11 protein-coding genes and 1 pseudogene are annotated in these 15,201 nt (G+C 49.5%); 4 read left to right on the plus strand and 8 right to left on the minus strand.

Annotation, left to right across the window (positions count from 1 at the left end):
- Window positions 1-3: 3 nt before the first annotated feature.
- The 3 genes from PsW64_RS12665 to PsW64_RS27610 all read right to left on the minus strand — a co-directional run bounded on the left by PsW64_RS12665 (window position 4) and on the right by PsW64_RS27610 (window position 3,707).
- Complete coding sequence (locus tag PsW64_RS12665; RefSeq protein ID WP_063303842.1) at window positions 4-789, minus strand: thioesterase II family protein; 786 nt, start codon at window positions 787-789, stop codon at window positions 4-6.
- Between the two features lie 390 nt (window positions 790-1,179).
- Complete coding sequence (locus PsW64_RS12670; RefSeq protein ID WP_063303843.1) at window positions 1,180-3,342, minus strand: ankyrin repeat domain-containing protein; 2,163 nt, start codon at window positions 3,340-3,342, stop codon at window positions 1,180-1,182.
- Between the two features lie 191 nt (window positions 3,343-3,533).
- Window positions 3,534-3,707, minus strand: coding sequence for a hypothetical protein (locus tag PsW64_RS27610; RefSeq protein ID WP_193757802.1), 174 nt, complete (start codon window positions 3,705-3,707; stop codon window positions 3,534-3,536).
- Window positions 3,708-4,080: 373 nt separating this feature from the next.
- Between PsW64_RS27610 and PsW64_RS12680 the strand changes: the two genes are divergently transcribed.
- Window positions 4,081-4,290 carry a YqaE/Pmp3 family membrane protein gene (locus PsW64_RS12680; protein ID WP_208980760.1) on the plus strand — a complete coding sequence of 70 codons (210 nt, stop codon included), beginning with the start codon at window positions 4,081-4,083 and terminating at the stop codon, window positions 4,288-4,290.
- Between the two features lie 493 nt (window positions 4,291-4,783).
- Here PsW64_RS12680 and PsW64_RS12685 read toward each other — a convergent pair whose 3' ends face one another.
- The gene (locus tag PsW64_RS12685) at window positions 4,784-5,263 is read right to left on the minus strand and encodes a hypothetical protein (RefSeq protein WP_063303845.1); all 480 of its coding nucleotides are present in this window, start codon (window positions 5,261-5,263) and stop codon (window positions 4,784-4,786) included.
- 219 nt (window positions 5,264-5,482) lie between these two features.
- Window positions 5,483-5,728: a hypothetical protein gene (locus PsW64_RS12690; RefSeq protein WP_063303846.1), complete on the minus strand. Its 246-nt coding sequence runs from the start codon at window positions 5,726-5,728 to the stop codon at window positions 5,483-5,485.
- Between the two features lie 1,752 nt (window positions 5,729-7,480).
- Between PsW64_RS12690 and PsW64_RS12700 the strand changes: the two genes are divergently transcribed.
- Window positions 7,481-9,715 (plus strand): DNA topoisomerase, encoded by a 2,235-nt coding sequence (locus tag PsW64_RS12700; RefSeq protein ID WP_082831102.1) that lies wholly within the window; start codon window positions 7,481-7,483, stop codon window positions 9,713-9,715.
- A gap of 82 nt (window positions 9,716-9,797) precedes the next feature.
- On the opposite strand, the gene repC is transcribed toward PsW64_RS12700, so the two are convergent.
- The 3 genes from repC to PsW64_RS12715 form a co-directional block, all read right to left on the minus strand.
- Complete coding sequence (repC, locus tag PsW64_RS12705; protein WP_063303848.1) at window positions 9,798-11,075, minus strand: plasmid replication protein RepC; 1,278 nt, start codon at window positions 11,073-11,075, stop codon at window positions 9,798-9,800.
- A 257-nt stretch (window positions 11,076-11,332) separates the two neighbouring features.
- Window positions 11,333-12,427, minus strand: coding sequence for a plasmid partitioning protein RepB (repB, locus tag PsW64_RS12710; protein ID WP_063303849.1), 1,095 nt, complete (start codon window positions 12,425-12,427; stop codon window positions 11,333-11,335).
- Window positions 12,424-13,776 carry an AAA family ATPase gene (locus PsW64_RS12715; RefSeq protein WP_063287032.1) on the minus strand — a complete coding sequence of 451 codons (1,353 nt, stop codon included), beginning with the start codon at window positions 13,774-13,776 and terminating at the stop codon, window positions 12,424-12,426. The genes repB and PsW64_RS12715 overlap by 4 nt, the downstream gene beginning before the upstream one ends.
- Before the next feature lie 467 nt (window positions 13,777-14,243).
- Between PsW64_RS12715 and PsW64_RS12720 the strand changes: the two are divergent.
- A pseudogene (locus PsW64_RS12720) lies at window positions 14,244-14,633 on the plus strand (IS6 family transposase); the annotation flags it as partial.
- Between the two features lie 29 nt (window positions 14,634-14,662).
- Complete coding sequence (locus PsW64_RS12725) at window positions 14,663-15,097, plus strand: tyrosine-type recombinase/integrase (protein ID WP_082831103.1); 435 nt, start codon at window positions 14,663-14,665, stop codon at window positions 15,095-15,097.
- Window positions 15,098-15,201: the final 104 nt, after the last annotated feature.

The following is a 15,201-nucleotide window of genomic DNA, read 5'->3' on the forward strand; positions in this document are numbered from 1 at the left end:
ATCTTAAGCGAGCTCTATGGATGAAGGCTGGTGCAACTGACCAACAACGTTTGCAGCATGATCTTTTATCTGATTAAGGACTTTAGCTGGAGAATGCTCAATGAAAAAATGCCCGCCTTCGACTTCATCAACGGCAACGGTTTCAGAGCTCAACTTCGTCCATCCCTTCACTTTATGTGGTTCCACAACCTGATCCTTAGTTCCTGCGTAGGCAAAGATTGGTGACGCGATTTGCCAGGGAACTCGCGGCCTGTAAGTCTCACAGAGTTCAAAGTCACCTATAATCGCAGGTAAAAGCAAGTCTACAAGATCGTCATGTTGTGCAATCTGAGCAAACTCGGGATTAAACGAGATGAGCTCATCAACCATCTCCTCGCGAGTACACCCATCAAGAAACGGTAGAGTTCTTGGAGCAAAAGGAGACGCCGATGCCAGCACAAAAAGAGCCGTTGGCTTCAGCCCGCTTTGCTTGAAAAGATGGAGCGCCAACTCGTAAGCAATCCACCCCCCCATACTTGACCCCAAAATTGCAAAAGGCGCACCGCCGAACTTCTCAATCTCTAGCGCTAGCTGCGATACAACCCTTTCCATCGCATTGATTGCTGGTTCTTTTAACCGGGTTCCTCGCCCTGGAAATTTAGCAGGCATCACATTTACCTGATCACCTAGCAGTGCTTTCCATCGATTATACAAGCTCGTATCACCTCCCGCCTGAGGCAAACAAACCAAGTTCAGCTTGCACTTATCTGCTGTAGTATCAAACCACTGGGACAGCCATCGACAACTCATTTAGTAGTCCATCAATAAACTATTTCAATGAGGTGATTATTACGTTGTTTTGAAGTGACGTCGAGTGGGTTATCAGAGGTGGTTCCGTTTATTTGGACAGGTGAGCGTGTTTTATAAGTGGATCCGCTCCGATTACGCAGCAGCTTGAGTTATGTGCTGCGGGTGGGTGCAGTAAGCCTGATCCGGGGTGTTCCAGTGGTAATCCCCCCATTTATGGAGGAGTTTGGCAGTAGAGTTACGCCGCCTGCAGTGAAGGATCAATTTCGTCCGCTCTACAGCTATTCGCAAATAAAGTGATCCGAGCACCGGATAAGTGCAATCCGTTACAGCGAAGGTAGTATCTCGCCCTCTCCTTCAAGCTACCCCATACAGCACTGCGATCACCTTTACTCAGGCTCCGCTTTGGTTATGGTCTGATGACATTTGCTTACGGGCTAATACACTACGGACTTTCTTTAAGGACCTAGTGACTAATTCAACCGGTCTCTTGCCTGCGTTATCCCTTATAGCCTCGTCAGCACCTCTCGCGATGGCAAGTTCATAGTTTGGGAAGCTTTCATCGTAAATCTCTTCCTCAGCCGCATAGTGCAACATGGTTCTGCCGTTACCATCACGTGCATTTATGTCGATACCAAGAGCGAGCAGAAAATCCAGAAAAGCAACTTCATCCGAAAAGTCATGCCGCGGCAATCCGTGCTGAATGACTAAATTATGCAAAAGAGTTTGCTGGTTGGGTTGTAGAGCATGGGGGTCGACACCCATTACCATGACAAGTCGGAAAACCCGCTCACTATGACAATATGTCAGGGTTGTGCGCCCGCCTGCATCTTTCTTTTTGGGATCAGCACCAAGGTCCAGCAGCGCTTTAATGGGACTATCACCCTCAAGCTTTCCATGGAGCAGCGCAGCTTGTAAAGGTGTGTAGCTCAGACCTGAAGCTTCTGTTGAATGACTTGCCAGTAAATTAACATCAGCACCAGCCCCTGCGAGAATGCGAACTTTCCTACCTGTCCTTGCTGTGTGAAGAGGTGTCTTACCATAGTCATCGCGTGCATTCGGATTCGCGCCATATGCAAGCAGAACTTCAGCCGTCTCTTCATCTCCCCATGCCAGCATGGTTATGCCATTATCCCAGGCAGCATTGGGATCAGCACCAGCAGCCAGAAGTGTGCGAAGAAAAATCAAGTATTCATCATAGCTGATATGCGCGTTGAGCTTTCGTTTAAGCTCTGCTTCTTTCAAATCAGGCCAAAGCGTTCCGTAGGTCTTATTTATTTGCTGCCTATATTCAGAGCGCGTTTTCAGAGCTATCTGGCGTCGTGTAACGACCAGATCATGCAGGGGGAAATAACGCTGGTGCTTCCATCCATCAACACGTGCTCCCTTCGCAATAAGCCATCGCACGGTTGCCAGAGAGCTTTCTTTTACTGCGTCCTTTAAAGGTAAGCGGCGGGTGTTGAGTATAGCCCCTGCCCCCAGCAAAATCTCAAGCATATCAAGGTTGCTGTTTCGAACCGCATACGTGATTGCCGTTGAGAATTCATGGTCCCATAAAAAGTTCCCGGATATCCAGTCACTGCCGGGAACACAATCAGGATGGGCACCTACGCGAAGGGCCCGTTTAACCCCAGAAACTGAATTGGCGCGCGCAGATTCCAGCAGGGCTCTGTCTGCTGGAGTTGTTTCGACAACCGCTTGGGGAGGTTCATCCGGGCCAACATTTTCTGGATCACGCTCAAGCCATTTGATCCACGCCTTGGCCCCTTCACTGTCAGAGCTCAAATAATACCTGTCATTTTGCTGGTTGTCGCCGAAGCGCAACCATGAAGCCCACTCCGTACCAGCAAAACCAAGTTTTGACATTTCAGTTATGAAACTAAAAAAGTCTGGGGCAAGCGCTAACCCATGCAACATCTCCAGTTCATGCGAAAAGTACCGGACAGGTTGCTTTTGCGGGTCGGGATCAGACACATCAATGGTAGCAATGTCTCCATTCTTCAAATAATAGAACGGGAACTGGTTCTCCCACATCTCAGGAAAGTTAAGAGCATCTGAGATACTCTCAGATGCTACCTGGCTTTTCAGGGCGACAAAATTCGGCAGGGCATAGCTATTGATATGTGACAGATCCCAAACAGCATCACGATTAAAACTCATTTGCGGCATATCCAGCCTGCCAAAAGAGCTAAGATGATTTGGCGTGTACCACCCAAAGGTCACGCAGCCAGATAGCTGGGTTAGCACCGCACGAAGCTGCGACGGGAACAGCATTTGATATCGACTCTCCACGATGGCTAATGCTTCAGGAGCAGCAGGTGGAGCAATATCAAGCGTGGTAACTTCCCATTGACGTTTCCGGGCGGTTTCTTGCATCCTCCGCCAATTGGAATGCCAATCCTTCCAAAGCGTACGCAGATCAGTTTGGGGGCCAGAGCATCCTCCCAGCAGCTTAGAAGCTGCGCAGGCCAAAACTCCATTTACAAGAAACTGCCGCCGGCTTGTGCTTCCCCAAAAACCTGCATCAAGGGTTTTGCTAGAATTTTCAGGAACCATTAAAGCCTCAATGTAAGTGATAGGATTATTGGCGAGGCCAAAACAGAAATAACTAAAGAATATAGCAGACCAGCAGTTCTTGTAATCAGTCTCATGGCTAACCTGATCAAGCTGGGCTTTTAGTCACCGTTGCCAAAGGTCAGGTTTCAGTTTCCGGGAATCTTGGACAGGTAAAGTTATTTCTCTTTCACTCAGACACAGTCGGGACTGGCCAGCTCAATCTGAATCTGCGTGAGCCCGTTAAGGCGTTCAGTTGCCGAGAACCCCGTGACCAGCAATCCGGCCTCCGGCTGCGCAGGAGCGGCAAAGGTAAAGGCGAGATCCTGCTCCTGAAGGAGCTGCGGGATTTGTGTAATGGCATTCATGAAAAACTCGCTGGCAAATGAAAAACAAAGAAACTGCAATAAAAGAACGCAGGATCAATTTTACCTGGCGGGAAGTGTCTTGAGCGAAACTGGTCTGAACCTGAGCTGTATCGTGCTTCAATGAGGATCTTGACCCGAAGATCCAGCTTCGATGAAATCGGCTCATTAAGTTCAAGAGCCAAGCAAGTCTTTTCAGCTCTGTGCTGCTCGCTCTTGTGCTGAAAAGACTTGAAACGAGCAGTTCAAATGCGCAATACATCAGTGTTTACAAATCCATGGCTCAGCCATGTTTGCGGTCATAAGCGCTGACCTCGTGACCACGCAAGGCTGCGCCTGGTGGAGTAGTTTTTACATTCCTGCGGAGATTTCATTTATGCGCTTAATTCTGGCTATCCTGCTTCCCTTTGTTGTGTTCTTCACAATCAACCGCCCGTTTCAGGGGATCTTCTGCCTGTTGCTTCAGATCACTATTCTCGGCTGGATACCAGCGGCCATCTGGGCCGTGTATGCACTGGGCAATATAAGACCGACAAGAAGATCAGGAATATGCAGCGCTCCAGATGAGCATCACCAATACGGTTGATACAGCAATGAATACGCATCGGACTGGTATTTCTTGAATTGTTTAGGAAGCAGGTCTATATTGAATACAGGAAAGGGGAGCTTTCGCCCCCCAATCCAGCTGTTAGACTACTTTGATAAGGGTACGGAACCAGACGGCCAATCTCTTCCGTACCTTTTTCATTTTGAACCTAAGCTCAAGCTTAAAAACAAATTTCATCCAACATCCCACCTCCTTTACCAGGCTTTGCTACTGTCGGAGCGCCTAACCTCTCCGATCGTGCGGACTGGCTCGCACTGCTGCTTCGTAAAGGACGTGGTTATCGATATCATATCGGGTATAGGGTTCTCGCGCTATGGCAGGCATAGGTTCATGAACCGTTCCCCCCAGACAATCTGCCTTTATGCTCCCTCTTCAAAAACATCTGCTTTATCTATCGCGAAGGCTTCCAGGGTGAGTTCCAGTGTCATCTTGCACTGAGCCGTAACAGATCCTTTCACCCAAGAGCCACAAATTAATCGTCGAAATGGTTCACAACCACGTAACGCTCAGCTTCTTTTTTACTGCGTGGTAGAGGGTCTCCATTTTCCTTGTGCTCAAATCCGCCAACACCGTTATCTTCCACCTCTATCAAGATCCAGTCATCTGCAAAATTCGACCTGGAACTGTCATAAGAAAGACGCCCTAACTTTAACGCAGCTTTCCATTGCCGTTTGGCCTGCTTGTCAATTTCTTCTTCTGTCATCTCTCCCTTGCCATAGTCCTCCCACACGTCACACTGCAGATCGGAAAATTTTGGGAGGCTCGCTGGTTTCTTGGAAGAAATCTTAAGGTGCTGGCGCAACACTTGTTCCAACTCCTTTGAAAGCGCATGGAGCTGCGGCACGGATATGGAATAACGCTCTGCAACCTCCTGATCAGTGGTGTCAGCTCGTAGCAACTCCATGAATGCCTGATACTTTTGTTCATTATTCAGGGATTTGCGTTTTTTCATCCGTGAGGTCTCCTCGGTCAAGTACAATAAGCCTGTGCTTTTGAGGTAAGCCAATATCTGGCCTTGTTACACATTGTCGAGCCCCAATTGGGGTTGATTGCGGCTGAGTGTTAAATGACACGGCCTTCAGGACCATCGATAAGAAGAGTTCGAAGACAGGTGCCAATCGTCTTCGAACCATATGCACTTTGAAACCTAGATAGCCGGACAGGGCCTCTGTTATGCCTCTTCATCAATGACATCGGCCTTGTTGATCGCGAAGGCTTCTAGCGCGTGCTCCATTGCCGTCTCAACCAATCCCATTTCAGGTTGATAGGATCTGTAGGACGCATAGGCTAGAATGAGCGTGACAGCGGCGCCCACTGCTTTGTCCGTATCTGGCGTACCTCTCAGTGCCGTGTAGATCTTTTCTTCAGCCTCGGTTGAGGCTTTCGGAATTAAGGCCAGATGTGTTTGGGTTCCCATAAAACTTGCTCCTTATATGAGATGAGTTAAGTGTCCACTCCCCTCCCCCTCTGGAAGGTTCGTTTCACTTTTCTCGTCATTGGAAGCCGTTCAGTGTGGTCAAGGTCATTCTTTGAATGCCTGCTTGCAGGTTGCCTTGACCATGCTGAAGGGAGACTTTAAAGAACAGCAGACAAAGGAAGCCACTAAGCGGCTTTCCGCCTTTCTTTGCACGAGGGACAGTCCCCGCATGGCCGAGACAGACAGTGGAGCGCTTTAGGTTGAGTTTTGTCCTTGCTGGCTCGTTAGAGACGGCAGAGGGAAATTATGAGACCTTAAGTGTGGAGGTGTGTGGCTTGGTAAGCGCCAAAGGCGCGTGGACAGGCCCGGCCTGCATAGCAGACGTGCCCCTGCCCTATTGCTTCATCTGTTCTAAAATCCAGCGCATTATTTAATCAAAGGTCAGATTCAAAAGCTCTTACTCATCGTGATCACCCATCTTACGATCCAGCAACTCATACCAGCCTTACAAAAACACGACTTACAGACTTGAGAAATAACGCAAATCAAGCGGATCAAACGCCACAAGAATCACTAAATGTATATTTTCATAGATACGCATTAACAGATTGATACACTTAACTTATTCCGAACGCAGAGGAAGCCACAGCAGTTCACCTGAATCCGCGCTATACAACTGGTAAGTTTCGATATCTCGTTTCAGATCGAACTTCAGATGCAATTGGCCCGTCTAATCATTTTCAAAACAATGAGACTATGAAGCCTCTTAGATTTCACTATTATTATCAGTTAGATACATCAGATATCCATCTTGCTACCAGCACTCAAAACCTTGTTCGTTATTTTTCAGATGCTCAGATTGCAACCAACTTGAGAACTCCCGATCCAACTCCAGATCTTAGAACCTCTTAAGTTCGCTACCCGCTTAAAAAGCTGTTTTTAAATTCGTCCCTTCCGCTTGATCTTTCACTTTCCTTGCTCATTTCATGGCCTGAAGATCACCTGGGCTTTCACTGTTTGTGCCCTCATTTCAGATCTGAAGTAAAAACCCCTGCCCTAAATTCTCAGAGACTTTACCTCGATCCTTCTTTGCTATTTGATAGGCCTCCTCAATTTACTTCCCTCCCTGCTCCCCCTCACAAGACCGCCTCAATGTTCTTTGCTTTCACGTGCAACGACCCCGAACGCTGTTCTATTTGAGGGCCGCGAGCTTTCCCCCCTGCCCTCAAATATCCTCACGTCCAGTTCAGAATTGATATGAAGCTGCACCAGCTTTTCAAACTCTGCTGGATACATCGGTTTCTTTTCTCAAAGCGGGTGCGGAGCACCCAATTGCAAGCCTAATAAAACAGGCCGCAGGCGTGTTTTAAGTAGCGCGCAGCGGCAAAGCGTGGGGCGAAGGGAGAGCAACAAGGCGTAGCGCAGCGTTGCCGCCGTGCCGATCCCGTAGTCACACCCCGTATAGACCCACCGCCTTAACCTCTTGTTCAAGAATTGATTGTGATGGCAGGTAAGAAAAGACCTGAAACCGTCCGCTCCATCTGGCGGGCTCATGTGTCAGTCTCTCAGTCAGTGCCAAAAGCTTGAGCCTGCGACCGTCCTGGTCGAATCGTGCTTGCAGCCCCGGACTGTTCAAGTAGAATCTGGATGATTGAAATTTGGACCGGAGTTGCCTCCTCCGCTCTGAAGACTTTCAAGAAATCACCTTTTCGAGCACGCGCAAAATGAACCATTTTAGTTGCATGGGGCACCATGAAATCAATCGTCATTACAGAAAAACCCTCGCAAGCCCGCAATGTCATGAAGGCTGTTGGATCTCGATATGGAGAGGTACTGGCGGCACAAGGACACTTGCTGCGGCTTCAATCTCCTGAAGAAGCCAATCCGGATTGGAAAGCATGGTCTTCAGATCTGCTGCGCCCACAAGGTGGCCGGTATGGGTTGGTTACTGACAGAACCAGCGGTAAGGGTGAGCGCCTTGATAAAATCAAGCGGGCCTTAAGTGGTGCTGATCAAGTCATCATTGCAACAGACTGCGACCGCGAAGGTCAGGCGATTGGCGAAAACCTCTTGCATTTTTACAGCTATAGAGGCCGTGTGCTGCGAGCCATGTTTACGGCAGAAGATGAAAAGACGCTTTGCGCAGCCTTTGCCTCTGCCAAGCCCAATACGGAGTATCAGTCGCTTTATGATGCAGCGGTTGCCCGCGCTCAGGCCGATCAGGTTTTTAATCTTAGTCTGACCAGAACCGCAACGACCAGACTGGTGCCTTCCGGTGTGCGTGCAGTCATCGGCATTGGCCGTGTTCGCACCCCAACGCTTGGAATTGTCTGCAGACGTGAGCAAGAGCTTTCCAACTTCAAGCCACAAGACTACTTTGAGCTGACTGCAAATGTTCAAGGTGAACATGGGCTGTTCCAGCTTCACCACCGGCCGGCTGACAGCGAGCGCTATTTTGAAAAGGCTACGGCTGAAGCAATCGCCGCTGCTTCGACCGGCTGGCACGGTCCAGCCAGCGTCACACAGGAAAACCGGCGTCAGGCTCCAGGCAAACCCGTTGATCTTCCAAGCTTGCAAAAACAAGCTGCCAAATGGGGATGGACGGCAAAGAAAACATTAGACGTTGCGCAAGCTCTTTACGAGATCCATAAGCTGACAACCTACCCACGCGCTGCCGTGCGCTACCTTCCTGAGAACATGGTTGAAGGAGCAAGCGCTGTGTTTGCTGCTCTTGTTGACGGCGGCTATGTGAAGGATCTGGACTGGCAGGCCCCAACAATCAGGACAGGCAAACGCGGTGTATTCTCAGATGCCGGTTTAGCTGGTGAATCTCATCATGCCATCATCCCCAATCCAGCTGTGATTGATCAGTTTTCGAAGATCATTGCAGGGCTGAACGCTGACGAGCAAAAGCTGTTTGATTTCATAGCCAAGACATTCCTTGCAGCGCTAGGCCCTGATTACGAATATCACCAAACACAGATTGCTATCAGTGTTCCGGTGAATGGTCAGACTATCGTGTTCAAGACTGTGGGCCGCTCTACAATTCATTCAGGCTGGCGTGCTATTTACGGTGAGTTCATCGAGGACAGGTCATCCTCAGATAGCGAGGCCGAACTGCCTCAGGTTCGAGACGGTGAAGGGGTAGGGATCTCAGCTGTCAATATTGATGCCAAGAAGACAAAGGCACCAGCCCGCTACACGGAAGGTTCCTTGATTGAAGCCATGCAAAACGCATGGAGGTTTGTTGAAGATGAGGGCCAGCGTGCACGGCTTAAGGAAGCCAAGGGCATTGGTACTCCGGCAACCAGAGACACGATTATTGAGGGACTGAAGAAGCAAAGCTTCCTGACTGTCTCGAAGGGCAAACTCTTTGCAAGCGATACGGCTATGCAGCTCTATCATCTTCTGCAGGACCGGTGTCCTTCTCTGCTCGATCCAGCAACGACCGCAACAATGGAAGCGCGACTTGATGACATTGTGAGTGGTAGAGCCGGTGCTGATGAAATCATCCAGGAGATCTGCAGCTCTGCGAAGACGGCAATTGATGTTCTGGACGGGCAGGGGGCTAAGCTCGATATCCAGCGCAAACCGAGCCCAGCCATGGTCAAAGCAGCTAAGGGCAAGGCTGAACGTGAAGGCAAGCGTTTCACCCGCGCAGATCTGGCAAGCTATGACACGTTGCGGGCTTATCTGGGGCCAATGAAGGAGCGGGCAGGGGAGCCATCCGCTCCAAGCCCAGCACAGCTCAAGTTGGCAATGATGATAGCTGAACGGTTGGGACAGCCTCTTCCTGATGAAACCAAAAGCTCAGCAAGGGCTCTGAGCAGCTGGATTGACGCGAATAATTTTTCCAGTGAGAGCCAGATGAAGTGGATCTGCAAGTTCGTTGAGGAAGGCAAAATCAAGAAACCCAAGGGCTATCCGGACAAGGTCAAAACTAAGAATGCCAAAGTGCTTCTTGATAAGATATTCAACAAAAGGTAAAATAGCTATCTATTTGAATTATATGAATTTTTACCTCAAGGGTGCACGCGTGCACCCTTGGCTTTGATCAAATTGCACGCGTTCAACCAGATTGTGCCAGGCCGAATAACGACTTGTGTAGCGCCAACTCGCCATCGACAGCCCGATCAATGCAAGCTCTGAAATAGCCGCCCGGACTGGAAATCAGCAAAGGATCTCGCAGGGCTTTCTCCGCTGTGGTTGCCAGCACAGCCGCCGCCGCATATCGTCCAACTTTTGCCTGAGCCTGTTGCATTCCCGATTGAGACAAACCAATCAGCAATGCAATATCACCGCTGGCCTTCAGCAATTCACTCCAGTTGTTAAACTCAAACCCAAGACTATTTTGAAGGTTTGATAAGGCTGATTTGAGCAAGCCTATGGAAATGCTCTCTAGCGGATCCTCTTGCTCAGCAGGCTTAACTTTGGCCTCAAAATTGCTCCTTGGTTTCTTCTCAAGAGCCGCTTTAACCTCAACTTGTTTGAGGTTTTGCATAATTGAGTGATCAGCGTGAGCTGATCTCCGTTGTCTTATACCTAATTTAAGAGATTGAGGGTTTGTATTATTATATGGGATGTCATCGATGTCACCCGCGCATGTCATCTCATTATATAATGAACTATCAGTTTCCTGTGTTTCTTCTTCAGCAGGAGTAAAGGCTGCGACCGCCATTTCATAAATACTCTGAAGCACTTCTGCGCGAGTAACAACATCCATCGGCTTGGTGCTGAGTGTCTCGACCGCGTCCTGTACATCGCAAAACTCTAGACCTTCTTTAGCGGCAAGAAGTGCCATGTCTTCAATCGCACGGAGCAAGCGGTTTACTGTCCGGCGGGCGTCTTTCTGTGCCTTGAGACGTTCAGCAAACTGAACACCCAGTTTCTTCAGCTCACGAACGCGTTGGCGAGCAGGGGAGAAATCAAAGCCGTACCCGCGCTCAATCGCACCCAGTTTCCCTTGCCTGAACTCACCACGATGAATATAGCGCCGTCCGGTTGGACTGTCCCGGTAAGCAATGATACCCGCTTCTACCAGCCGTTTCAGGCAGCGAATGACGGTGCGCTTTGAGCGGCACACGTATTCAGCCAGTTTTTCATTGGAGATTGCAACAAGAGGGCGGTGATTGGGTTGCCAGTCATCCGCAGCAGTAAGGCCGATCAGGATATCCAGAATATGATAGCAAGTCCCATCAATGCCAAGGGCAGGTGCTGCCTTTTTGAGCGCCATTGCCACTTCTGACTTTGTGGTTTCAACAATATCATTTGCCATAGCCAGACGTTGACTGACCATCATCTCTGGTGTGAGTTTTCTAAATGAGGCCACTGAGCCTGAATTTTGCATAGCAAAACCCTCTCGCCCTACGGTTCCGAAGAGCGTTTAAAACACACGTTATGCAACGTGTGTCATCAATAAGAGGCAAATCAGCGCGCAGAACGCAAAAAATCGTACCGCCCCATAGGAAGGCGATTGATTTTAACAGCAGCACGAAGTACGGTGAGTTTGCTGATACGGTACTTCTAGAGTTCTGCTCTGGATTGCCAGATGAATTCCGGTCCTGCAGATTGCCGTCTGCGGGGCCGTTTTCTTTTGCGGTTAGGTCATTCGCTTTCTCCCATTGGCTCCACGACCTTTTGCTCTTGCTGCTCAAAATCCTTAAGCAACTGATCTATCTTACTGGTCAGATATTCAGAGAAGGCTGCAGCCCGCACTTCATCTGTCATTACAATCTTGATATTCCGTGATCCGCGTGCCTCAACAGCCGGTTTGCCGTCTCTGCCCTTGATGAGCAGTTTGCGTTGCACAGCGGCTTTGCGGGCCTCTACTCCCTCCACAGTGGAAGGAGATAAATTTCCATCCACCACTTCAGTAGAGACAGCCAGATCGTGAACCCAGGCAAAACGATCCGGACTGGAAAGAGCATCCCATTTGCCTGAAGTCTTCAGGTTGGCAATGCTCTTGCGCAGCCGGGCAACAGTACCCTCGTTCTCACAAGCCTTTGCTACCGTCTCCCACTTCACACGGCCAATACCACGGGCGGACCCAATGTTTTCAATAAGATCTTCCGGCACGCGGCGAATAATAGAGTTCAGTTTAGACACACGGGTCTTGTCACCAGCGCCAACAGCGGCGGCAACAACTTCACGGGTAAACGTCTTGCTCAGCTCGGCTGCAAAGAAACATTGCTGAATATAGGTAAGGTTCTTACGTTCTTCATTTTCCTTACCCTGAGCGATAACAAGTTCTTCATCGCTCAAATTTTCAACAACCGCGCGAACCGCAATATCCAGCTTTAAGCAGGCCTTAACCCGGCGGTGCCCATAGGCGATCTGATAATGGTTTGTCCGGTCCGGGTGAGGGCGCACAAGAACAGGCACTTGCTGACCATTCTTGGAAATACTCTCGACCAGGCTGTCCAACTCTTCATCATCACCTTCAAACGCACGGTCCAGCGCTAATGATGGCAGCAGCAACTTGGCATCGAGGTTTTTGATGATCTGGCTTGGATCAACGGCTTCATTGCGCTGTTCGGTTAAGGAATGCAGGGCCGCACCAAGGCGTCCAACAGCGCTCTTCTCCCGTGGCTTTGGCACCTCTTCTGCAACCGGTGTGCTGGCCGCACGCTCAAGACCTGCATTGTTGCCGGTCATGATCGCACTCAGTTTACTCTTATTTCTCTTACGTTTATCGTTCATGAGCGACCCCAATAGGACTTCAAAAGCTCCTCAATCTCGCTGTTAACTCGATTAACGGAATCCAGCGCACGATCATATGTTTTGCCATTGAAGTTGGAGCGTTCCGCCTCATAAAGTGTTTGCTGAACGTTCCCCGCTTCGGCAATCGCGGAGCTTCGCAACATTGTGTTGGTGAGAACATTTTGCAGCTGAGAACGCAGCATAGTCACCACATCTGTTTCCGGACGGCTGGTATTATCATGGCGCGTAATCAGATATTGCAGCGTTTTAGGCACCAGATACTCCGGCCCAAGCTGCTTTGCTACGGTGCTCTCAAAAAACTCGTTATGCGCGATGGACGTTGCCAGATACTGCGCCATAGATTCACAATCGATCCACTGCGGGTGAATGGTCACCAGCAAATGGTCCGCTGCAAAGGATGCCGCGTTGGACAGGTAGCCCAGACTTGGCGGCGTATCGCAGATGATTACGTCATACGCGTCTTCAACATTTTCAAACGCCAGTTGCAGGCGAGTGAAGTAAAGCTTGCGCTGAAGGCAGTCGGAAAGCTTGGCATGGTTGCTTGCCAGTTCATCTTCCAACTCACGAAGCCGTGTATTGGTGATACCTTTTTGCTTCTTCTCATCCTCAATGTCTGCAATACGGTTGCGTAATACAGGCTCTTCTTGTCCGGCCAAGGTAGCATAATGCGGCGCAAAAAATTCCCATTCGGTGAGGAACGGGCTGCCAATAGCCAGATCAAGGTTATCAAAATACGTTTTCTGAACCACCTCGCTCATAGGCTTCGGATCACTGTAACGTATTGATGCAAAAAGAGATTCCTCTTCCGGCACCATCTCAGGGACAAAGCCGAGCATACTGGAGGCAGACCCTTGCGGGTCCAGGTCCACCAGCAGAACACGATAGCCTTGCAAGGCCAGATGCTGCGCCAGATGCACCGAAGTACAAGTTTTGGCAGATCCACCCTTAAAGTTGGAACAGGCGATGATCTGAATGTCTTCATCTTCCTTGCGGCGCGGATCATAGTTCAACGCTTTGGCGCTATCATCGCCAGCTTTTTCCGCAAGGTAGATTCGAATCTGGTTCATTTGCTCAAGAGAGTAATAGCGTCGCTCACCGCGACCAACCTTCTCAATCTCAAGCCCCATTTCATCAGCAGACAGAGCCAGATAGCGCGGAGTGATACCCAGATAGGCTGCCGCTTCTGACGCCGCAAATTTGCGCAGATTCTTTTCCGCCTTTGGAGGAAACTGAGACTGCGCCAGCGCCGCAAGCGTGCTGGATAAAGCCTTATGGTCTGCCTTCATTTGAGAAAGCATAATACCGCGCTCTAGTACCTCAGTGTCCATTTCCGAAATCACCCGAAATTTTTGATTAAACAGGAATTAAGGAAATACTCTGCATTTCTCAATCGGAAGTCAACGATTGCTTGGTTAATGAATACTTAACAAATCAATCTAGCCATGATCACTTAGGCAGAATTAGTTCATTTTTCAGCACTAACTTGTTGTTTTAACTAACTTTACCTCTATCACGGATGTAAACATTTAGCTCAGATAACTTTAGAAATAAGGGATGGAAAACAATCCACGCGAAGTGGTTTCGCTCAGGACCCAACTTCAAAAACCAATCAGCAGAATCGACCTTTAACAAGCACTATCCGATTCTGGAGATCGCCAAAACATCCTGAACGGGATCTTTAGGCAGAGCATTTGGCTCTGATGGAATGGATGCCCCATCCGGCGAGTTCCTACCATACTAGGCAAGAGGGCATTGCCAAGTTGTTTGAGGTCAGATTTTGAGTTATTAAATCTCAATGAAAATACCAAGCTCCTTTGCCCGCCTGAAGGGGTACCGTTTTCCTCGTGAAGTCATTGAGTATGCCGTTTGGGCATACCATCGTTTTGCAATGAGCTCCGCTGATGTTGAGGACCTCCTGGCAGAGCGCGGTGTTATTGTCAGACGGGAAACTGTTCGGCTTTGGATTAACCGCTTTGGTCACCATTTCGCCGATTGCATCCGCAAAGATCGGCCTAAGCCAAATAATAAATGGCATCTGGATGAGGTGGTTATTACCATCCGTGGGGTGAAATACTGGCTCTGGCGGGCGATTGATGCAGATGGTGAAGTGCTCGATATCTTGGTTCAAAAGCACCGGAACGCCAAGGCTGCCAAACGGCTTTTCAAAAAACTTATCAAACAATTCACGGAATTCGTGACCACCTTCTCATCCTGATGATGTTCCGCCATGGCCTGCGCGTTTCTGAGGCAATAGCCCTGCGCAAAGATCATGTCGATCTTTGCCTGTCACGCATATGGGTCAGCCGTCTTAAGAATGGGCTTAGCGTGGAGCAACCAATTGCCGGCGATGAGCTACGAGCGATGCGCCGTTGGCTATCCCATCGTGAGGATGCACTTCCCTGGCTGTTTGTCTCAGAGCGCAGGCAGCCCCTGACCCGGCAAGCGGTCAACTACATCATTGGGGCGGCAGAAAAGCGAGCAGGACTCGGCCATATGCATCCGCACATGCTGCGCCATTCCTGCGGTTTTGCTCTGGCAAACGAGGCCCATGACCTGAGGCGTATTCAGGATTATCTCGGACACCGTGATCCCCGCCATACGGCTCATTATACCCGGACGGCAGCCAGCAGGTTCGAAGGTCTCTGGTAACAGAGGGAAAATGGCTCCGTCGCTGAGCACTTTACCCAGTTCATACAAGTGCTCCTTATATGTTCTAGATTTTGGCCCGTTTAGGAGCTTCGGTCCAGTTAGGC

Origin of the sequence: Pseudovibrio sp. W64 (assembly GCF_001623145.1) — a bacterium.
Classification (GTDB): Bacteria; Pseudomonadota; Alphaproteobacteria; order Rhizobiales; family Stappiaceae; genus Pseudovibrio.

Coding starts and splice junctions, on each gene's coding strand:
- PsW64_RS12665 (WP_063303842.1), bottom strand. CDS start 789: ATGAGTTGTCGATGGCTGTCCCAGTGGTTTGATACTACAGCAGATAAG.
- PsW64_RS12670 (WP_063303843.1), bottom strand. CDS start 3,342: ATGGTTCCTGAAAATTCTAGCAAAACCCTTGATGCAGGTTTTTGGGGA.
- PsW64_RS27610 (WP_193757802.1), bottom strand. CDS start 3,707: ATGAATGCCATTACACAAATCCCGCAGCTCCTTCAGGAGCAGGATCTC.
- PsW64_RS12680 (WP_208980760.1), top strand. CDS start 4,081: ATGCGCTTAATTCTGGCTATCCTGCTTCCCTTTGTTGTGTTCTTCACA.
- PsW64_RS12685 (WP_063303845.1), bottom strand. CDS start 5,263: ATGAAAAAACGCAAATCCCTGAATAATGAACAAAAGTATCAGGCATTC.
- PsW64_RS12690 (WP_063303846.1), bottom strand. CDS start 5,728: ATGGGAACCCAAACACATCTGGCCTTAATTCCGAAAGCCTCAACCGAG.
- PsW64_RS12700 (WP_082831102.1), top strand. CDS start 7,481: ATGAAATCAATCGTCATTACAGAAAAACCCTCGCAAGCCCGCAATGTC.
- repC (WP_063303848.1), bottom strand. CDS start 11,075: ATGCAAAATTCAGGCTCAGTGGCCTCATTTAGAAAACTCACACCAGAG.
- repB (WP_063303849.1), bottom strand. CDS start 12,427: ATGAACGATAAACGTAAGAGAAATAAGAGTAAACTGAGTGCGATCATG.
- PsW64_RS12715 (WP_063287032.1), bottom strand. CDS start 13,776: ATGGACACTGAGGTACTAGAGCGCGGTATTATGCTTTCTCAAATGAAG.
- PsW64_RS12725 (WP_082831103.1), top strand. CDS start 14,663: ATGATGTTCCGCCATGGCCTGCGCGTTTCTGAGGCAATAGCCCTGCGC.